General features: G+C 72.1%; 19 protein-coding genes. 4 read left to right on the forward strand and 15 right to left on the reverse strand.

Annotated elements, in window-relative coordinates:
• The first annotated feature begins 6 nt into the window (after positions 1-6).
• On the forward strand, positions 7-750 hold the full coding sequence (locus AB0G50_RS28890; protein WP_360114512.1) for a class I SAM-dependent methyltransferase: 744 nt from the start codon (positions 7-9) through the stop codon (positions 748-750).
• Between the two features lie 70 nt (positions 751-820).
• On the opposite strand, the gene AB0G50_RS28895 is transcribed toward AB0G50_RS28890, so the two are convergent.
• The 11 genes from AB0G50_RS28895 to AB0G50_RS28945 all read right to left on the reverse strand — a co-directional run bounded on the left by AB0G50_RS28895 (position 821) and on the right by AB0G50_RS28945 (position 12,750).
• Complete coding sequence (locus AB0G50_RS28895) at positions 821-1,450, reverse strand: HAD hydrolase-like protein (protein ID WP_360114515.1); 630 nt, start codon at positions 1,448-1,450, stop codon at positions 821-823.
• On the reverse strand, positions 1,447-2,532 hold the full coding sequence (locus AB0G50_RS28900) for an ABC transporter ATP-binding protein (RefSeq protein ID WP_360114517.1): 1,086 nt from the start codon (positions 2,530-2,532) through the stop codon (positions 1,447-1,449). The genes AB0G50_RS28895 and AB0G50_RS28900 overlap by 4 nt, the downstream gene beginning before the upstream one ends.
• Positions 2,529-3,806 carry an extracellular solute-binding protein gene (locus AB0G50_RS28905; RefSeq protein WP_360114520.1) on the reverse strand — a complete coding sequence of 426 codons (1,278 nt, stop codon included), beginning with the start codon at positions 3,804-3,806 and terminating at the stop codon, positions 2,529-2,531. Before AB0G50_RS28905 ends, AB0G50_RS28900 begins: the two co-directional genes overlap by 4 nt.
• Positions 3,807-3,825: 19 nt before the next feature.
• Complete coding sequence (locus AB0G50_RS28910) at positions 3,826-4,650, reverse strand: carbohydrate ABC transporter permease (protein WP_360114522.1); 825 nt, start codon at positions 4,648-4,650, stop codon at positions 3,826-3,828.
• Positions 4,647-5,516 (reverse strand): sugar ABC transporter permease, encoded by an 870-nt coding sequence (locus AB0G50_RS28915; RefSeq protein WP_360114525.1) that lies wholly within the window; start codon positions 5,514-5,516, stop codon positions 4,647-4,649. The genes AB0G50_RS28910 and AB0G50_RS28915 overlap by 4 nt, the downstream gene beginning before the upstream one ends.
• Positions 5,513-7,615, reverse strand: coding sequence for a PQQ-binding-like beta-propeller repeat protein (locus tag AB0G50_RS28920; protein ID WP_360114528.1), 2,103 nt, complete (start codon positions 7,613-7,615; stop codon positions 5,513-5,515). The genes AB0G50_RS28915 and AB0G50_RS28920 overlap by 4 nt, the downstream gene beginning before the upstream one ends.
• 23 nt (positions 7,616-7,638) lie before the next feature.
• Positions 7,639-8,496: a MurR/RpiR family transcriptional regulator gene (locus AB0G50_RS28925; protein ID WP_360114531.1), complete on the reverse strand. Its 858-nt coding sequence runs from the start codon at positions 8,494-8,496 to the stop codon at positions 7,639-7,641.
• Positions 8,497-8,631: 135 nt separating this feature from the next.
• On the reverse strand, positions 8,632-9,888 hold the full coding sequence (locus AB0G50_RS28930; RefSeq protein WP_360114534.1) for a S1 RNA-binding domain-containing protein: 1,257 nt from the start codon (positions 9,886-9,888) through the stop codon (positions 8,632-8,634).
• A gap of 78 nt (positions 9,889-9,966) precedes the next feature.
• Positions 9,967-10,998, reverse strand: a complete 1,032-nt coding sequence (locus tag AB0G50_RS28935; RefSeq protein ID WP_360114537.1) for an aliphatic amidase — start codon at positions 10,996-10,998, stop codon at positions 9,967-9,969.
• Positions 10,998-11,606 carry an AmiS/UreI family transporter gene (locus tag AB0G50_RS28940; RefSeq protein WP_360114540.1) on the reverse strand — a complete coding sequence of 203 codons (609 nt, stop codon included), beginning with the start codon at positions 11,604-11,606 and terminating at the stop codon, positions 10,998-11,000. The genes AB0G50_RS28935 and AB0G50_RS28940 overlap by 1 nt, the downstream gene beginning before the upstream one ends.
• Positions 11,607-11,691: 85 nt before the next feature.
• Positions 11,692-12,750 (reverse strand): substrate-binding domain-containing protein, encoded by a 1,059-nt coding sequence (locus AB0G50_RS28945; protein ID WP_360114543.1) that lies wholly within the window; start codon positions 12,748-12,750, stop codon positions 11,692-11,694.
• Between the two features lie 80 nt (positions 12,751-12,830).
• On the opposite strand from AB0G50_RS28945, the gene AB0G50_RS28950 reads away from it, so the two are divergent.
• Positions 12,831-13,226 carry a MarR family transcriptional regulator gene (locus tag AB0G50_RS28950; RefSeq protein ID WP_360114546.1) on the forward strand — a complete coding sequence of 132 codons (396 nt, stop codon included), beginning with the start codon at positions 12,831-12,833 and terminating at the stop codon, positions 13,224-13,226.
• A gap of 49 nt (positions 13,227-13,275) precedes the next feature.
• Here AB0G50_RS28950 and AB0G50_RS28955 read toward each other — a convergent pair whose 3' ends face one another.
• The 4 genes from AB0G50_RS28955 to AB0G50_RS28970 form a co-directional block, all read right to left on the reverse strand.
• The gene (locus AB0G50_RS28955; protein WP_360114549.1) at positions 13,276-14,208 is read right to left on the reverse strand and encodes a hypothetical protein; all 933 of its coding nucleotides are present in this window, start codon (positions 14,206-14,208) and stop codon (positions 13,276-13,278) included.
• A gap of 108 nt (positions 14,209-14,316) precedes the next feature.
• Positions 14,317-14,502 carry a hypothetical protein gene (locus AB0G50_RS28960; protein WP_360114552.1) on the reverse strand — a complete coding sequence of 62 codons (186 nt, stop codon included), beginning with the start codon at positions 14,500-14,502 and terminating at the stop codon, positions 14,317-14,319.
• Positions 14,503-14,530: 28 nt separating this feature from the next.
• Positions 14,531-15,187 carry a transcriptional repressor LexA gene (gene lexA / locus AB0G50_RS28965; RefSeq protein WP_360114555.1) on the reverse strand — a complete coding sequence of 219 codons (657 nt, stop codon included), beginning with the start codon at positions 15,185-15,187 and terminating at the stop codon, positions 14,531-14,533.
• 218 nt (positions 15,188-15,405) lie between these two features.
• Complete coding sequence (locus tag AB0G50_RS28970) at positions 15,406-16,815, reverse strand: hypothetical protein (protein ID WP_360114558.1); 1,410 nt, start codon at positions 16,813-16,815, stop codon at positions 15,406-15,408.
• Between the two features lie 243 nt (positions 16,816-17,058).
• Between AB0G50_RS28970 and AB0G50_RS28975 the strand changes: the two genes are divergently transcribed.
• Positions 17,059-18,072, forward strand: a complete 1,014-nt coding sequence (locus AB0G50_RS28975; protein WP_360114561.1) for an Lrp/AsnC family transcriptional regulator — start codon at positions 17,059-17,061, stop codon at positions 18,070-18,072.
• A gap of 19 nt (positions 18,073-18,091) precedes the next feature.
• A complete protein-coding gene (locus AB0G50_RS28980) occupies positions 18,092-19,726 on the forward strand; it encodes an ABC transporter substrate-binding protein (protein WP_360114564.1) in 1,635 nt (544 codons plus the stop codon).
• The last annotated feature ends 1 nt before the right edge of the window (position 19,727 follow it).

Below are 19,727 nucleotides of genomic sequence, written 5' to 3' on the forward strand. Positions count from 1 at the left end.
CGCGCCATGGAACAGGACGAGCTGTGGGGCGAGCACGTCGCCGAGAAGTACGACGCCCAGGACGCCGGGATGTTCGCGCCCGAGGTCGTCGGACCGACGGTCGAGCGCCTCGCCGCGCTGGCGGACGGCGGGCGGGCGCTGGAGTTCGCCTCGGGCACCGGCCGGATCGCCGTCCCGCTGGCCCGGCACGGCGTTCCGGTGACCGGTGTCGAGCTGTCCACCGCGATGACCGACCGGTTGCGCGCGAAGATCGACCAGGACACCCTGCCGGTGGTCGTCGGCGACATGTCCACCACAGTGGTGCCGGGCGACTTCTCGCTCGTCTACCTGGTGTACAACACGATTTCCAACCTCCGGACCCAAGCCGACCAGGTGGAGTGCTTCCGCAACGCGGCACGGCACCTGGGCCCCGGCGGCCGGTTCGTCATCGAGCTGTGGGTGCCGGAACTGCGCAGCCTCCCGCCGGGCAAGGAGGCCACGGTGTGGGCCAACGAGGCGGGCTACCTCGGCGTGGACACCTACGACGTGCTCAACCAGCTCGCGGTGTCCCACCACGTCCGCTACGACGACTCCGGCAAGGCCACCGTGGCCCGCAGCCCGCACCGCTACGTGTGGCCCTCGGAGTTGGACCTGATGGGGCAGCTGGCCGGGTTCGAGCTGGAGAGCAGGCACGCGGACTGGACGGGTGCGCCGTTCACCGCCGACTCCACCTCGCACGTGTCGGTGTACCGGCTTCCGCGCCAGGCCTAGCGGGCCGCCCGTCGGTCGGACGGGCGGCCCTCTCTGAAGGGAACTTCGCGCTGTGCCGGGGTTTCGGCCGTCACCACCCCGCGATCCGGACGCGGGCCGGTTCGGCGAGGATCCCGGGCAGCGCGGCGAGCGTGTCCACCAGGTGGTCGGGTCCGGCGGCGCGCAGGGCGTCCGCCGGCCGGTAGCCGCCGGTGATCGCGACCGGCCGGTAGTCCGCCGACCGGGCGCACCGGACGTCGTACTCGGTGTCGCCCACGTACACCGCGCGGCCGTAGTCGCCCCGATGTTCGCGCAACCGGCCGAGCTTGTCGGCCACGCCGCCGTCCACGACGGTCAGCAGGGGTTCGAGCCCGGCCGCCCGGGCGTCGGCCCGGACCGCGTGCGTCGCGGCCGCGGAGATGACGCCGACGGTCGCGCCCCCGGCCACCAGTTCGGCGAGCACGGCCTTCGCCTCGGGACGCGGGCGGGCGGGTGTGCCCGCGAGGTGGGTGTTCCACTCGTGTTCCGCCCGGTCGACGTCGTGGACGCCGAGGCCGGTCAGGAAGGCGGTCATGGGCAGGCGGAAGGCGTGCCGGAACTGGTCCGTGGTCAGGTCCGGCAGGCCCCTTCCGCGCAGGACGGCGTTGGTGGCGTCGCGAGCACGCTCGGTGTCGGACATCACGGTGCCGTTCCAGTCGAGGAGGACGAGGGTTCGGCTCACTGGTGCGCGATCACCCTGTTCGGTGTGAGGACGGCGTCGAGGGCGCCGAGGTTCCGGCCGTCCTCGGCGAACACGTGGACGTCGCCCGGCCGGCAGCCGACCGGGATCGTCTGTCCACTCTGGACGGTGATGTCGTTGGCGCAGCTCAACGCCACCCGGTGCCCGCCGAGGTCGGCGTGCACGATCCGGGCCGGCCCGGTGGACTCGACCACGGACACGACGGCGTCGGCGGTGAGGCCCTCGGCCGTGACCCGCAGGCTCTCCGGGCGGATGCCCAGCGTGAGCCGCTCGTGCGCGCCCGCCTCGTACCGGCCGAACGGCGTGTCGTAGCCGTCCGCGCCGCGGGTCACCGGCAGCAGGTTCATCGGCGGCGAGCCGAGGAACCGGGCGACGAACTCGGTGGTGGGCCGGTGGTACAGCTCGTCGGGCGTGCCGAGCTGCTCGATCCGACCCGCCCGGACCACCGCGATCCGGTCGGCCATCGCCATCGCGTCGAGCTGGTCGTGCGTGACGTGCACCGTGGTCGAACCCGACGCGCGCAGCGCGGCGCCGATCTCCACCCGCAGCACCTGCCGCAGCTGGGCGTCCAAACCGGACAGCGGCTCGTCCAGCAGCACCACGCCCGCCTGCCGGGCCAGTGCCCGCGCCAGCGCGACCCGCTGCCGCTGACCACCGGACATCTGGCGCGGCAACCGGTCGAGCAACCCGGTGATCTCCAACCGCTCCGCGACGGCGCGGGCCCGTGCCTCGGCCTCCTTCGCGGGCAGCTTGAGCCCGTGCCGCAGGCCGAGCGTGATGTTGGTCAGCGCCGGCAGGTGCGGGTAGAGCGCGAAGTGCTGGAACACGATCGCCACGTCGCGCCGGTGCGGCGGCAGCCCGGACTGGTCGACGCCGTCGACCAGCACCCGACCGCCGTCGGCCTCCTCCAACCCGGCGAGCACCCGCAGCAGCGTGGACTTGCCGGAGCCGGACGGGCCGAGCACCACTAGGCTCTCGCCCGCGTGCACGGTCAGGTCGACGCCGTCGAGCGCGCGGACCGACCCGAAGTTCTTGCGCAGTCCCGAGATCTCGACCGCGCTCATCCCCTGGCCACCCCGTCGACCTGCTTCACGACACCCGGCAGCACATCGGCGACCGCGCGGCCGTTGGTCAGCTGCTGCACCAGGTCGGTGAGGATCTTGTTGACCTTCGGCGTCGCGTCGCCGTGCCAGCCGCCCCACGGGGTGGGCGTGCCGGCGTACTTCCAGGCGTAGCCGACCTGGGTCGACGCGGCGGGGTCGGCCGCCAGCTCCCTGGCCGCGTCCTTGTCCACCGGCACGTAGCTGAAGGTCTTGGCGCTGGAGGCGATCACCTTCGGGTCGAGCATCGCGCCGACCATCTCGTTGGCGAACGCGGCCCGGCAGGAGTCCTGGGACAGCACCAGCCAGCCGTTGCCGCCGGCCGGGAGCGAGGCCTTGCCGCCGTCGGGCACCGGGAAGTCCGACACCGTCCAGGTGAACTTGTCCCCCACGGTCTTCTGCACGTTCGCGGCCTGCGCCGGCGACGTGACGAGGTAGGCCAGCTCGCCCTTGGTGAACCGCGCCGTCGCGTCCTGGAAGCCGATCGGGTCCATCAGACCGCGGGTGCCGAGGTCGCTGTAGACGGACAGGCCGCGGCGACCGGCCTCGTTGTCGAACCCGGCGGTGCCGTCGGGGTTGACGAACGTCGCGCCCGCGCTCTGCACGTAGGCCTGGGCGACCCAGTCCGCGACGCTGTCCCGGGGCAGCGCGACCGGCGCGATCCCACCGGACTTCTTGACCTGCTCGGCCGCCGAGAGCAGTTCGCCCGACGTGGCGGGCGCCTTGGTGACACCGGCCTTCCCGGTCAGGCCGGTGTTGGTGAACAGCACCGGCACCGACACCTGGAACGGCGCGACGTACGGCTTGCCGTCCACCTCGCCGATCTTGAGGAAGCGCTGGTCGTAGCTGGGCTTCAGGGCGGCCGGGTCGATCGGGGACGGGTGGTAGCGGTCCACCCAGAACCGGACCTGACCGAGGCCGACCATGACCACGTCGGTCGTCTTGCCCGCCGCGAGGTCGGCGACGACCTGCTGGGTCAGCTGGTCGTAACCCTGCGCCGCGGACTTGTCCAGCCGCACGGTCAACCCGGGGAACTCGGCCTCGACGGCCTTCTTCGCCGCGGTGGCGGCCTCCTCGCCCTGCTGGGCGAACGTGGCGGTGATGGTGACGCCCTCGGTCTTGCACTCGCTGACCTTGGCGGCGGTCGCGACGGGCGCGGCGGCCTGCTCGGCGCTGCCGCAGGCGGACGCCAGCAGCGCGACGCCGAGGACGGCGGTGAGGTGACGGGATCTGCGCATGGCGGGGACTCCTGGGTTCTCAGCCGGGGATCTCGCCACCGGCGATACCGGCGACGAAGCGGCGTTGGGCGATCAGGAAGAGGACGACGATGGGAGCGGTGATGATCACCGCGCCGGCGGACAGCGCGCCGTAGTCCAGGCCGGTGTCGGCCTGCTGGAACGTGGCGAGCGCGAGCGGCGGCGTGCGCAGCGACTCGTCCCTGGCGACCAGCAGTGGCCAGAGGTAGTCGTTCCAGTGCACGAAGATCGAGAAGACGGAGAACGTGGCGATGGCCGGCGCGCTCATCGGCACCACCACCCGCCGCAGGGTCGAGAACGTGCCGAGGCCGTCCGTGCGGGCGGCTTCGAGCAGGGTGTCCGGGATCGTCACCATGTACTGGCGCAGCAGGAAGATCCCGAACGCGCTCGTGGTGAACGGCAGCACCAGCGCGAGCCAGGTGTTGCCGAGCCCCACCGAGCCGATGCCGAGGTACAGCGGGATCGCGGTGGCCTGGGTCGGCACCAGCAGGCAGGCCAGTACGAGTCCATAAAGGACGTTCCGGCCGCGGAACCGCAGCTTGGCGAACGCGTACGCGGCCGGCACGCAGGTGAGCAGCTGGCACACCAGGATCGTCACGGTCATCAGCGCGCCGTTGAGCATCGCCTCGCCGAGGTCGGCCTGCCGCCACGCCTTGGTGAAGTTGTCCAGCGCCAGCTCGTCGGGCAGCAGCGAGATGCCCTTGAAGAACACCGAGTCCGGCGCGGCCACGGCGGTCCGCAGCGTCCAGTAGAACGGGAACACCGCGATGCTCACCGCGGTGAGGACCAGACCGATCCGGAAAGCACGCCACAGCAGGCGGTTCACCGCGCGCCTCCCAGCATCGACCGGCGGCGCAGCACGCCGACGGTGATCAGCACGGCCAGCAGCAGCACCGAGAGCGCGGCCGCCTTGCCGAGTTCGAAGTAGGTGAAGCCGAGCCGCCAGGTCATGGTCAACGCGGTCTCGGTGGCGCCGAGCGGTCCGCCGCCGGTCATCACGTTGATCGTGTCGAACACCTGGACCGCCTGGAGCGTCGTCATCACGGTCGCGAACAGCACGATCGGCTTGAGCAGCGGCACGGTCACCAGCCGCACCTTCGCGAGCCCGGTGACGCCGTCGGCCGCCGCCGCCTCGTGCACCGCGGACGGGATGCTCGCGAGGCCGGAGGCGAACAGCACCATGGCCAACGCCGCGCCGCGCCACACCCCGACCGCGGCCACCGTGACGAGCGCGTACCGCTCGTCGCCGAGGTAGTTCACCGGCCCGACGCCCAGCACGGCCAGCGCCTGGTTGGCGAAACCGCCGCGCAGCTCGAAGATCCACCGGAACACCACGGCCATCGCGACCAGGTTCGCGGTGAACGGCAGGAACAGCAGCGTGCGCAGCAACCCCTTGCCGCGCCGCGCCGACTCGGCGAGCAGCGCCAGCGCGAGCCCGATCACCACGCTGGGCACGATGGTGAGCGCGCAGTACAGCACCGTGTTCAGCAGCGCCCGCGCCACGTCCGGGTCCGCGACCAGGTCGGCGAAGTTGGCCAAGCCGACCCACGTCCACCGGGTGCCCTTGCCGAGGTCGATCCGGAACAGGCTGCCCACCACCGCGAGCACGCCCGGCAGCAGCACGAACAGCCCGATCAGGGCCATCGCGGGCGTGGTCAGCGCGAGCGCGGCCCGACCGTCGGGGCGGCTCACCGCACCGCGCCGAGGTCGATCGCGGTCACGCCGCCGTCGACGTCGACCGCGATCGCCACGTCGCCCGCCAGGGTCAGCGAGGCGGCCACCGGCACGCCCAGCGGCACCTCGCGGAGGTGCTCGCCGGTGCGGGCGTCGAGCACGTGCAGCGCGCCGTCCAGCCCGGGCACCAGCAGCAGGTCGTCGGACAGCGTCGGCGGCGCGAACACCGGGTGCGGCGTGCGGGTGTAGCTCGCCATCGGGAACGGCGACGCGGTGGTGATCGGGGTGCGCCACAGCTCGTGGCCGTCCTCGCGGTCCAGCAGCACGATCGCGTGCCCGGCGTCGGCGACCGCGACGCCGTGCGGGGTCGCGACCGGCGTGGCCGGGTTGAACGGCAGCGAGGTGGGCGCGGACCAGACCGTGCGACCGGTCGGGTCCACCTTGACCGTGCGACCGGGCGTCGGCAGGTAGAACGCGTCGCCCACCTCGTCGTGCAGCGCGGTGCCGACCGGCGTGTCGCCCTGGAGCACCGGCCTGCCGGTCGCTTCCGCGGTGGGCCACCGGGTTTCGCCGGTGTGCAGGTCGAGCCCCATCAGCGAGAGCGGCACCGGGCAGCTGCCGACGACGAGCGTGTCGCCGACCACCAGCGGCGTCGCGTGGCCGACCAGGGTCTGGTACGGCGCGAGGTCGAGCCGGTCCCAACGCAGTGCGCCGGTCTCGGCGTCCAACGCCCGCAGGTGCGACAGGTCGCCCACGATCACCAGGCCCTGCGCGACCACCGGGTCGGTGTAGGCGAACAGCCGCAACGGGTCCGGCGACGCGACCCGCCACCGCTGCGCGCCGGTCGCCCGGTCCAGGCACACCACGTCGCCGACGACCTCGACCGCGTAGACCGCGTCGGCCGTCACGGCGGGCGTACCCTTGACCGACGAGCCCAGCTCGGCCAGCCAGCGCCGCGTTCCGTCCACAAGGGACAGTGCCTCGACCGCGCCGGACGCGGTGTCCTCGTGCTTGACGCCCAGGAACACCTCGTCGCCGTCGACCCGGGCCGGCGCGCGGTGCCCGGCGCCGCTGAGCTGGTGCCGCCACCGCGCGGCGGCGGGCAGCGGGCGCGGGATGCCGGGAACCTCGAACGTCGCCCGCTCCAGCCCGGTGGGCGCGACCGCCCTGGTCTGCAACCCGATCCGGTCGCCGTCCCAGGTCACGACCCGGAACGACGGCGGCGCGTAGTCCAGCGAGGCGAACAGCGGCGTCGGCGTGTTCACGTGCAGCGTGCCGTCGACCTCGACCACCCGCGAGGTGTGCCGGTGCCCGGAGAACGTGGCCAGCGGCCGCCGCGGCAGACCGTCCAGGATGGAGTGCCAGGGTTGGTCGTGGGACAGCAGGATCCACGGCGTGCCGGCGGGCACCGACTCCAGGTCGGCGCGCAGCCAGGCGTTCTGCTCCTCGTGGTCGATGCCGAGCTCGTGGGTGTGCCAGTCCAGCGCCACCACGTGCAGGCCGCCCGCGAGGTCGAACGAGTACCAGCGCGGCCCGAGGTTGCGCTCGTAGCCGGTCGGGTCGGCGCCGTGCATCACGTAACCGGTGCGGGTCACGGACATCTCGAACGCGGTGCTGCCGGCCAGGTGGTCGTGGTTGCCCGGCAACAGGTGCACCGGCAGCGGACTGGAGTCGACGGCCTTGCGCAGCGCGTCGAACTCGCCGTCGCTGCCGAAGTCGGTCAGGTCGCCGGTCGCGATGACCGACGACACGTCGCCCGCGCGGTGCGGCACGGCGGACAGGAACTCGGTCAGCGCCTCGGCGGAGCCCATCTCCACCGGCTGCGGGTACACCGCGCGGTTCAGCTCGGGGTCGCTCACGTGCAGGTCGGAGACGTGCACGAAGCGGTAGGGGAACGGGTCGGGCTCGGGGGTCAGCACGAAGGTCACGTCGTCGGCGTCGGCCGGGACGAACCAGCGGTCGGCGCGGAAGCCCGCGGGTCGGGTGACGAACACGAACCGTCCCTCGGGACGCAGCGAGAACGTCCCGTCGTGCGCGGTGGCGGTGACCGTGCGGCCGTCGCTGACCAGCACGCCGGGGCGCGCCCGGCCGTCGGAGGTGAGGACACGTCCTTGCATGGCGGCAAGACCTTTCGGTGGTGTCAGATGCGGTGCTCGGTGAGCACGTCACCGGTGGCGGCGAGCGCGTCCCGCGCGGCCTGGTGGCGCAGGGCGATCAGCACGAAGATCGCGTCCAGCACGGCGAGGTGCACGATCCGGCTGGTCATCGTCTCGATCCGGTAGGAGGTCTCCCGACTGCCCGCGACCAGCGCGAGGTCGACCAGCCCGGTCAGCGGCGAGGTGGTGAAGCTGGTCAGCGCCACCGTGGTGGCGCCCGTCTGCGCGGCCGTGCGCACCGCGGCGAGGGTTTCGGTGGTGGACCCGGTGTGGCTGATCGCGAAGCACACGTCCTCGGGACCGAGCATGCGCGCGGTGACGTGCTGCACGTGCACGTCGGCCGGGCACGTCGCGGGCAGTCCGATGGTGGTGAGCCGGTAGGCGACGTCGGCCGCGAGCGGCGCGGACGTGCCGACGGCGACGAACAGGACGCGCCGGGCGCCGACCAGTCGTGCCGCGACCTCGTCGAGCACGTCGGTGTCGACTACGCGGGCGGTGTCGGTCAACGCGCCCGCCATGCCGGAGAACACCTTGCGGGTGACCTCCGCCGCGCCGTCCTCCGGCGCGATCTCGTCCAGCAGCTGCCGTTCGGCCGGGATGGACTGCCGGGCGAGCCGCAGCTTCAGGTCCTGGAACCCGCGCAGCCCCAGGGATTGGCAGAACCGGACCACCGACCCGACCGAGCTCTTGGAGCGCTCGGCGAGCTGCGTGACGGACTGCTCCAGCACGTCGAGCGGCGCGCCGAGCACGACCTGCCCCACCCGCCGCTCGGCGGGTGACAGGGACGGGAGCAGGGACCGGATCTGTTCGAGGGTGTCCGCGTTGGACGGGCTGTCGACCACGACGGGGACGCTATGGGCCGTTCGTGAACACCCGAGAACGCCGAACCCAACGACGGAAGAACGCTCCACAGCCGCCGGAATCTTGGAACGGGTTTCCATCACGCCGGTGTTCCCGCAGGTCACCGAGCGTAGGAATCAGCCCTCGGCGACCGCCCGCCGGCGCGAGAGCAGGATCCGGCGACGAGTCACGTCGACGGCCACGACCGTGACGAGGAGGGGGTCGCCGACCCGCACGTCCACCCGCTCGGACTCGGGCACCAGGCCCACGAACGCGTCCTCCCGGTCCTCGACGCGCACGAACACCCCGATCGGCACGACCTTCACCACCCGGCCGGCGAACGGGTGCCCGATCCGCTCGACCAGGCGTGGGAACGGGTCTTCCTGAAGCCTCTTGAGGGACAGCGGCACGTGCGCGCGGACCGGATCGACGTCGAGGATCACCGCGGTGACCTCCTCGCCCTCGGCGACGACGTCCGACGGCCGGTCGAACGGACGCCACGACAGCTCGGAGATGTTGATCATCGCCTCGAACCCGCCGATGTCCACGAAGGTCACGTGGAAGGGCGCGATCAGGGTCACCGTGCCGGTGACGACCTGCCCGCGCCGCAACGTCTTCAGGAACGCCCAGTCCCGGTCGCCCCGCGTCGGCACGGTCCGCCACCGCGCGCGGACCACCCCGTCGGCGTCGGGCAGCACGGCGGTGGACAGCGGCCCGTCGACGAAACCCGGATCGGGGGGCCACACCGCGAGCCGGGCGCGGGGAGCGAGTCCGGCGCGCACCGCGTCGACCGTGTCGCGACGCAACTCGTGCCACCGGGAGGCCCCCTCGGCGTAGACCTCCTCCAGGGTCCCGGCCCGGGTCATGGCGACCGCCCACCGCACCCCGGCCCAGAACTCGTCGTCGGCGGGCCGCTGCACGTCCTCGCCGATCTCCACCTCGTACGGCGAGCGGGCCACCCGTTCCGGGAACAGCCCGAGCGCGCGCGTCCTGGCCACCGCCTCCGTACACGGCCGGTCCGCGCCGACGTAGAGGTCCCGGCCGACGTGCACCGCGAACACGCCGTCCACCTCGAGCCGGCACCACACGCCACCGTCGCGCAGCATCACCCGCACCAGTGCCACCGCGACGTCCAGCGACACCTCCGCGCCGTCGTGGAATCCGGCCGACCCGGTCGGGAGGACCCCGTCGAGCCCGGCGACGTCCAGGAGTCGCGGCTCGCGCACGCACAGCCGGTCGACGCCCACCTCCGCCGCGAACGCCTCGACCGCCCGCAGGTAGGCCGCCTCGACCGGGCCGTGATCGCCGGCCGCGTCCTCGGCGCCGGTGTGGCGGCCGTGCTCATCCCGATCGGCGGGGTCGAACCCGGTGACGCGGTGGACGTGGGGCAGCACCTCGCCATCCTGCCGCACCCGCGAGGTCGACCGCGGATCGCGGCGGCGACAGGGGCGCCGCCGCGATCGCGGGCGGGGTCAGGGTTTCGGTCGGACCGGGAGGTCGCCCACCGGGCAGTCCTTCACGCCCACCGTGTCCCGGGTCAGCGCCTCGACCGACTCCTGCGCCTTCAGCGCGTCGGTGACCCAGTTCTTGTAGAAGTCGAACGGGCAGTCGGCCACGCCCTTGTCCCCCTCGCCTCCCGCGTGAACCCCCGTGTAGCCCCGGTGCAGCAGCTTGAACAAGTGGTTCTGCGACTGGTCGTAGTGCCGGGCATCGCGGATGGCGGAAACGGACAGCTGGGCGTACTGGATCCCGTACTCCTCCTCCCCCGTCTCCCCCAGCGTGCGGCCGTCGAAGCCGATCACCGCCGAGTGGCCGAAGTACGAGTACACGCCGTCGAAACCGGCCGCGTTGGCCACCGCCACGTAGCAGTTGTTGGCCCACGCCATGGCTTTCGCCATCAGCACCTGCTGGTCCTTGGCCGGGTACATGTAGCCCTGGCAGCGGACGATCAGCTCCGCGCCCTTCATCGCGCAGTCCCGCCAGATCTCCGGGTAGTTGCCGTCGTCGCAGATGATCAGCGAGACCTTGAGGCCCTTCGGGCCGTCCGTCACGTACGTGGTGTCGCCCGGGTACCAGCCCTCGATCGGGCACCACGGCAGGATCTTGCGGTACTTCTGCACGATCTCGCCGGCGTTGTTGATCAGCACCAGCGTGTTGTACGGCGGCTTGTGCGGGTGCTCCTCGTGCCGTTCGCCGGTGATCGAGAAGACGCCCCAGGTGTCGGCCTCGCGGCACGCGGCGGCGAAGATCTCCGTCTCCTCGCCGGGGATCGTCGCCGCGGTGTCGTACATCTCGCCCGGGTCGTACATGATCCCCTGGGTCGAGTACTCGGGGAACACCACCAGGTCCATGCCGGGCAGCCCGGTCTTCATGCCCACGACCATCTCGGCGATCTTCCGCGCGTTGTCGAGCACCTCGGCCTTGGTGTGCAGCCGGGGCATCTTGTAGTTCACCACCGCGACGCCGACCGTGTCGGGACTGGAAGCGATGTCTCCGTGTCGCATCAGCTCTCCTTGGGTTGAGGTGCGAACCTGCGCGCCAGCACGGCGGCCAGCGCGACCAGGACCACCGCGAGCGCGGCGGCGAGCAGCCCGGCGGCGGCGTCGGAACGCGGCGAGCCGGTCAGCGCGAGGAACGCGGGCACGGTGGCCGTCGGCTGGCTCAGCAGCACGACCGCCCACCCGGCGAACCGGGTCACCCTCTCCTCGCCGAGGCCGAAGATCAGGAAGAACAGCGCCCAGAGCAGCGCCCACGCCAGCCAGATGACGCCGAACACCGGGTCGCCGGTGCGGAAGAACGCGATGCCCGAGTACACGACGGCGGCGCACGCGACGAACAGCGAGAACCAGCCGATCCCCTCGGCCTCCAGGCCGGCCAGGTTCACCACGCCGACGTAGAGGTAGGTGAAGCCGAACAGGTACAGCCCGGACGCCGCGAGCACCGCGTCCGCGTCACCGTGCGCCTGGACGATCAGCACGGTCGGCGTCACGCACTGGAGCCCGCCGACGAACAGGTTGAACACGGCGGCCGACCGCGCGGGCACCCGGCCCAGCAGCACCAGGCCGTTCAGCAGCAGCACGGCACCGACGTAGAGCAGGCCGACGTCGCCCATCGCGCCCTCCCATTAGCACCAGCCCGAATATTTTCATCAGAAAGTAATTGGGGGTTCGGGTCCCGTCAAGGGGGCCGGGTGCGGCCTAGAGCCGGGTGATCACGTCGAAGTCGAAGCCGTCGGCCACCGCGAGGTGCACGGCGGGCGCGGCTTGGGCGCCGCGGAACTCGACCGTCCCGCGTGGACCGTGGTAGGCGACGCCGTCGATGGCCGCGTTCAGCTCGGGCAGCCGCGCGGTGCCCGCCCGCCGGACCAGGCTCGCCAGCGCGCGGAACCCCTCGTAGCAGGACTCCGCGGCGTTGTTCAGTGCCGGCGCGCCCGCGCCGTGCAGACCGACGTACCGGCCGAGCAGGTCCATCGCGTCGGCGTTGACCAGCGACCGGAAGTACGACGCCGCGACGAACAGGTTGCGGGTCGCGCCCACGCCGCTGGCCAGCAGCATGTTCTCCTCCATCAGCGGGCTGAACCGCAGCAGCCGCTCGTGCAGGCCGCGCCGGGCGAACCGCCGGTTGAACTCGACCGCGTCCTGGCCGACCAGCAGCATCAGCACGCCGTCGCAGTCCGACCGCTCGACCTGCCGGATCAACCCGGTCATGTCGCCGCCCAGCCGCGCGAACGACTCGCCGACGATCCGCAGGTCCAGCTCGCGGGCGTACTCGCGGACCGCGACCAGGGAGGTGTGCGGCCACACGTAGTCGTCACCGACCACGAACCACCGGCGCGCGCCCGCGTTGTCCCGCAACCACTCCAGGGCCGGCGCGAGCTGGGAGCGCGGCGTCTCGCCGCAGCAGTACACGCCCGGCCGCCGTTCGCCGCCCTCGTACAGCGAGGGGTACAGGTAGGGCACCCGGCCTGCCAGCGCGGGCGCGACGGCGTTGCGCACCGAGGAGATGTGCCAGCCGGTGACCGCGTCCACCCGCCCGGAGCCGACCAGGGACGAGAGTTCGGCCGCCACGGCCGCCGGGTCCGCGCCGCCGTCCACCACCTCGAACGACACCTCGCGACCCAGGATGCCGCCCTCGGCGTTGAGTTCGCGCGCGGCGAGTTCGGCGATCGCCTCGCAGGACGGCCCGAACAGCCCGGCCGGACCCTGGAGAGGGATCACCATGGCGACCCGCCAGTCGGCGTGGACGACTGCTGCCATCGGCGACACTCTCGACCCTCGGCTTTTACTTTCAGCCGGAAGTCTTACAATCGGGGCCTAGTTCCGCAAGAGGAGGACCGGTGCGCGAGCCGCTGACCAGTGCGCTCACCAGGGCGGCCCGTGCCGTGACCGCCCGCGTCGAGCAGGTGCTGAGCCCCGAGGGCCTGACCCTCGACCAGTGGCTCGTGCTGGTCGCGCTGGCCGGTGAACGCGGGTTGACCATGTCCGACCTGACCGCGCGGACCACCGCCAGCGGCCCGACCCTGACCAGGGTGGTGGACCGACTGGTCGCCACCGCGGTGGTGTACCGCGAGGTCGACCCCGAGGACCGCCGCCGGGTCCGGGTGTACCTCAGCCCGCGCGGCCGGGCGCTGCACAAGCGCCTCGCGACGAAGGTGGACGACGTGGAGGCCGAACTCCTCGGCCGCTCCGGCGCGAAGGTCCTCGACGTGCTGCACCGCCTCGGCGCGGAGTGACCGGCGAAGAGCCCGAGGCCCGGAGCACACGGCCGGGCCTCGGGGGTCTTCAGCTCGCCGTGCAGTTCTTCCGGGTGGCGCCGGTGACCTTGCGCCCGGTGAACTCCTCCAGCACCGCGATGTTCTCCGGCGCGTAGTTCGCCGCCGTGATCTTGTCCGCGTTCGCGCTGCCCAGCTTCCCGGTGTACGGCGCGGACTTCTCCAGCCAGTAGGCCGTGCGCAGGAACTGGGTCAGCACCAGGTCGCGCAGCTTCGGCTCGTTCTTGATCTTCGCCCAGTAGTCCGGGTGGCTCGACTTCGCGACCCGCAGGTACAGCAGCAGGTAGCGCAGGTTGGTCGCCGCGATGTCCCGCGCGTTGCTCGCGCCGACGCCCTTGATGAACTCCTGCACCACGGTCACCGCCGGCAGCCCGGTCAACCCGGCGTTCAGCTCGGCCGTCACGCCCTGGAGGTGGTAGTTGCCCTGCGTCGAGTCGCGCAGGTAGATCCCGTCCATGGAGTCGCTGTACTTGTCCTTGATCAGCGGGATGATCTCCTTGCGCGGGAAGCCGTCGTACAGCGGGACGGTCGTCGCCTGCCGGTCGGCGTTGATCCACGCGGCGGTGGAGGTGTTCCACTTGGTGCGCGCCGGGTCGAGGTCCCACATGTGGGTCTCCTCGTGGATGGCGACCATCATCGACTCGGCGAACGAGTCGAAGCTCGTCTTGCTGACGAACTGGTTCCAGTACTGGTCCTTGGCCTGCGCGACGGCCAGCGCCGACCCGCTCGGCCAGCGCCGCTTGTACATGGCCTGGAGCGTCTGCATCCAGTTCGCCGACGTGAACGCCGCCCTCAGGTCGCTGATGTCGGCGGTGGGCTGCGACGTCTCCTCGTAGCAGTAGGGTTCGGCCGGACTCGCCGACGCGGCGGCGGGGACGGCGACCGCGGTCGTCGCGCCCAGCGCGAGGGCGAGCAGCACGGCGGTCACGCGTGGTCGACTCACAGGGACCTCGATTCGCAGGGGTGCCCAGGCGGCAGGGGCGGGCATCGCGGACGGTACCGCCGCCCGGGCCCGCGAACCCCCTCCCAACCGCCCATAACACCTCGGGCGTCATCGCCTCCGCAGGCTCGTGACCAGCAGCGCGACCCCGCCGACCAGGCACAGCAGGCCGATCGCGGTCCACAGCTTCTGACCGGTCATGAAGCTGCCCTCGAGGTAGCCCAACCCCTGCGCGGTCCACACCCCGCCGATCAGCACGAGCAGGACCCCGAGCCCGACCGACAACCCTTTTCGCATGCGCCGAGGCTAGCGGCGACCCGACCGGTCAGACGCTGCGCAACACCGAGACGACCGCGCCCAGCACCACCGCGTGGTCGCCGTCGAGCACCTCGTAGCCCGCGTTGCGCGGTTCCAGGAACACGTGGCCGTTGCGCCGCCGGTACACCTTCACGGTCGCCTCGCCGTCGATCATGGCGGCGACGATCTGACCCGAGTGCGCCTCGGACTGCTGCTTGACCACCACGATGTCGCCGTCGCAGATCGCCGCGTCCACCATCGAGTCGCCGCGCACCCGCAGCCCGAACACCGTGCCGCGGCCGGTGAGCCCGCGCGGCAGGGTCAGCACGTCGTCCACGTGCTCCTCGGCCGTGATCGGCGTGCCGGCGGCGATGTGGCCGACCACCGGAACGCTCACCGAGTCCTCGACCTCGCCCGGCCGCGGCTCGCCGAGGAACGCCCGCACGTCGATCGGCCGGGACACGGTGGCACCGCGGCGCAGGAAACCCTTCTCCTCCAGGCTCGCCAGGTGCTTCGACACCGAGGAGGACGACCGCAACCCGACCGCGTCGCCGATCTCCCGGGTGCTCGGCGAGTAGCCGTGCCGGACCACCCAGTCGCGGATCGCGAGGAGGATGCGCTGTTGGCGCGGCGGCAGGGCCGAGGTGTCCAGGTGCTCGAACGCGTCGGTGTCGTAGGCGGTCACCCGCCGGATGATAGAGGCCGCCGACCGACCCGATCGGGTCGCGTCACCGACCGGACCGCACCCGTCGCAAGATCGACACCGAAAGATCGACACCGTCGTCGGACCGACCGCGCCACCGATCCGACCACCTCCGCACCCGCGAACCACCTCGGCGCAGCCGTGTCCCGTGCCGATTTCCCCGTGCCACCACCGGATCACGCCGTCGGCCGGGGACCGCGTCAGTCGCCCGTCCGACGAGCGCGCCCCGGACGGCTCGCCGAGTGCGCCGCGACCAGCTCCGTCAGCGTGTCCGCCAACCCCGCCGCCTCGCCCGACCGCCGGCCGTCCACCCGGGCCCGCTCGCGCAGCGCGTCGATCCGGTCGAACGTGCGGGTCGACCCGACACCGCCCGCCGCCTCCACCACCTCCCGCGCCACGCGCTCGGCCTCGGCGTGCTCGCCCTGCGCCACCCGCACCCCGGCCAGCGAGATCCGGTCGAACAGGCTCGACCGCACGTAGGCGTCCCGGCGGCGCAACCGCAGCGCGGTGTCCAGGTGCGCCTCCGCCCGCACCGCGAACTCCGGCCGCCGCTCGGCCAGCGTGCGGTAGGACAACCCGGCCATCCCCTCCAACCCGGCCCGGTCGAAGTAGCCGAGCCACGGCGGCGCGTCGGCGGCGCGCTCGAACCGCTCCCCCGCGAGCCCGACCGCGCGGTCCACCGCGGCCACGTCGCCGAGCGTCGCGTGCGCCCACGACTCGCACGTGGTGAGCATCGCCGACTCCCGCTCCCCGATCCGCGCGCCGCCGCCGCGCCTGGCCAACCCGACCAGCGACAGCGCGTCCCGCGGCCGGCCGACGTGCACCATCTGCCTGGCCATCCGGGACAGCACCTCGACGCCCAGCCGGGAGTCGTCGGCCTGCTTCGCGCAGTGCAGCGCCAACGTGAAGTACTGCTGCCCGGTCTCCTGGAGACCGACGTCGTGCGACATCCAGCCCGCCAGCCGGGCGAGGTCGGCGGTCGAGCGGTACAGCCGGCGGGCGATCTCGGCCGGGTAGCGGAAGTCGAGCAGATCGGTCATCGCCTTCAGCTGACCCACCACGGCCTCCCGGTACAACCCGCCGCCGCGCCGGGCGTCCCAGCTCCAGAAGGTGGCCGTCGCGGACTCGATCTCGGCGATCTCGGCGAGCCCGATCCGACCGGCCGCGACACCGGCGGGTGCCCGCCGGTCCAGCGGCCGCAGCCAGCCGCCGAGCCGCCGTTCCAGCACCGCACCGGTGACGAGCGCGGCGGTCGTACCGAGGACGTCCCTGCGTTTCATCATGAGGTCGCTCCTGGTGAAGTCCTGAAGGGTCGACACCAGGCCGCCACCGTCCCACCCGACCTCGTCGCGGGCAGGCGTCCGGGCGACGAGCCCGAGGTCGGCGGGCGCGAGGGGCAGTCCCATCCGCTCGCCGAACAGCGCGGCCAGCAGGTCCGGGACCGGGCGCCGGGGCTGCTCGCCGTCCAGCCACCGGCGAACCCGGGAGGCGTCCGGCGCGACGTTGTGGCCCCGTTCCCGCCCCAGCCGGGTGACCGCGCGGGCGAGTTCCCGCTGCGTCCACCCGCCGCGCCGGAACCAGTGCGCGAGGGACTCGTTGCCCGTCGTCATGCGCGAACCCCTTGTGCGGCCGGAGGTGTCCCGTCCAGCGTCGGCCGCCGCGGACCACCGCGCCACGGTCCGGCCCGCTCCGCCACCCGTCCGCCACCCCCCGGCGGGTTCTCGCCGCGAGCCCGTGCCCGCGGATTCTCCCGGACCCCCGAAAATCATCACCCGAACGCCACAGTGGGTGCGGATCTCATCACGTTTACCTTGACCGTAGACGGATACCGTCACGCCGCGTACGGTGCTCGCATGAGTTCACCAGACGCACCGGTTCCGACCGGGTGGTGGGAGCGGGCCTCCCTGGATGCGCGGCTGGCCGCCGCCCTCCAGGCCAACCCCCGGGTCAGCTGGCGCGACCTGGCCAAGGCCGTCGGCAGCTCCGAGTCCACCGTGGCCCGCCGGGTCCGGGCGCTGACCGTCTCGGGCGCCCTGCGCACCACCGTCGTGGTGGACTCGATCCGCACCGGCCGCGGCTTCCCGGTCACCGTGTACTTCGCGGTCACCAACAAGTCGCTGCGGACCCTGGCCGACCACCTGGTGGCCCGGCCGGACGTGCGGATGGTCGCCGTGCTCACCGGCCGTTACGGCCTGCTCGCCGAGTTCATCACGCCGTCCACCCAGGACCTGGCCACGATCCTGCTGGACACGCTCGGCGGCGTGGACGCCACGTTCGAGTCGATGTCGGAGCCGGTGCTCCGCGAGTTCAAGTCCACTGTGGACTGGAGCCACTCGCTGGTCGCCGACATCCCCGGCGTGCGCCTGCCGCTGCTGGACCTGGCGCCGGACGAGGAGCCGCTGGCGCTGGACCCGGTGGAGGAGGCGATCGCCGAACTGCTCCGGGTCGACGGCCGGATGAGCTTCGCCGACCTGGCGCTGGCGACCGACCTGAGCGAATCCGCGGTGCGCCGCCGCACCGACGCGCTCTTCACCACCGGCCGGGTGCACCCGATGGCCCTGGTGGACGCCCGGTTACTCGGCTTCCACATCCAGTCGTTCGTCTGGGTCGACCTCGCCCCGTCGACCCTGCCGGACGCGGTGCGCACCCTGGCCGCCCGACAGGAAGTGCGGTACGTGGCGGCCACCGCCGGGGACAGCGACCTGCTGGTGGAGCTGATCGTGCCCACCCAGGCCGACCTGTTCCGGTTCCGGACCGAGGTGCTCGGCACCCTGCCCGGTGTGCGCGGCACCCGGCTGTCGATCAACATCCGGACCCTCAAACGGGCGTTCCTCCCCCTCGAAACGCCCGGCCCGGACAGCGAGTAATGCCGCAGAAGGAGAACCAATGACGATTCTCGACAGCAGCAGACGGAAGATGGTCGCCGCGACCGCGGTGGCCGGCCTGCTCGTGACCGCGTGTGGTGGCGGCGGTGATGGTGCGGCCAAGCCGGACACCAGCACCAAGGCGGGCGTGGAGACCGAGTTCGACACCTTCGTCTGGGCGCTGCAACAGCTCCCGGTGTCGCTGGACCTGGCGAAGGACGCGACGGTCAACACCCAGCAGGTGATCAGCCTGGTGACCGAGCCGCTGGAGCGGGTGGCCAACGACGGCAGCTTCCGCCCCGTGCTGGCCAAGACGGTGACGCAGCCCGACCCGGCGTCCATCGTGTACGAACTCGCGCCCGACGCGCAGTTCTCCGACGGCACCAAGATGACCGCGGATGACGTCGTGTGGAGCCTCCAGCACGTGACCGACGCGAAGGCGGGCGCGCAGACCGCGGGCCGGGTCAAGAGCGTCGAGTCGGTCACCGCGACCGGGCCGACGACCGTCACGGTGAAGTTGAAGTTCGCCGACCCGACCGCGCGCGACAACCTCTCGGTGATCTCCTACGTGCAGTCGAAGAAGGTCGCCGAGGCGGCCGGCGCGGCGCTGGGCACCTCGACCGGGCTGCCGGTGGGCACCGGGCCGTACGTGTTCAAGTCCAGCGGCCCGGACAAGATCGCGCTGGAGCGCAACCCCAAGTACACCACCGCGCCGCCCAAGGCCAAGGCCGTCTCGTTCGTCCCGATCAAGGACGACAACACCGGGCAGCTGGCGATGCGCTCCAACTCGATCAACGGCGCGCAGGTCACCAACGTCAAGCAGATCGGCCAGTGGAACGGCATCTCCGGCGCGCAGACCGTGCAGCTGCCCGCGAACGTGACCAGCTACCTCACGCTGGACACGTCGAAGGCGCCGTTCGACGACATCCACGTGCGCAAGGCGGTCGCCTACTCGATCGACCGGCAGGGCGTGTCCCGCGCGGTCTACGGCGCGAACGGCGTGGTGCTCAAGGGTTTGGTGCCGCAGACGCTGCTCGAGGGCGTCGCGGGCTCCGCCGACACGGCCAAGAGCTTCCTCGACACCCTCCCGCAGTACGACCTGGACAAGGCCAAGGCGAAGGCCGAACTGGCGCAGTCCGCGACGCCCGGCGGGTTCAGCGTCGAGATCCCCTACACCACCAGCTCGCCGTGGGCGGAGCCGACGATCCTGAACCTCCAGGAGAACATGAAGGAGCTGGGCGTGACGATCACGCCGAAGCCGGAGTCGCCGGAGGTGTGGGCGAAGCGGGTGTTCGCGCACGAAACCCCCGGCATCCAGTCGATGCAGCTGATCGCGACCATCCCCGACCCGAACGCGGTGCTGCCGCGGGTCGTGGGTCAGGCCAACATCACCGCGCCGGGGCTGAACCTGGCCAACTGGACCACCCCGAAGATCGAGGACGACGTCAAGGCGCTGACCGGTTCGGTCGACAAGGGCGCGCGCTGGGCGGCGACCCGGTCTGTGCTCAAGCAGGTCGCCGACGAGCTGCCCTACCTGCCGCTCTACGCGCCGAACTTCGTGGTGGCGCTGGGCAAGGGGTTCACCTTCTCCGAGCCGGTGAGCCAGTCCGACATCCTCGACGGCACCTGGATCCACCGGGTGCGGGCGACGGCGTGAC

The sequence above is a fragment of the Actinosynnema sp. NPDC020468 genome, assembly GCF_040642015.1.
GTDB lineage: Bacteria > Actinomycetota > Actinomycetes > Mycobacteriales > Pseudonocardiaceae > Actinosynnema.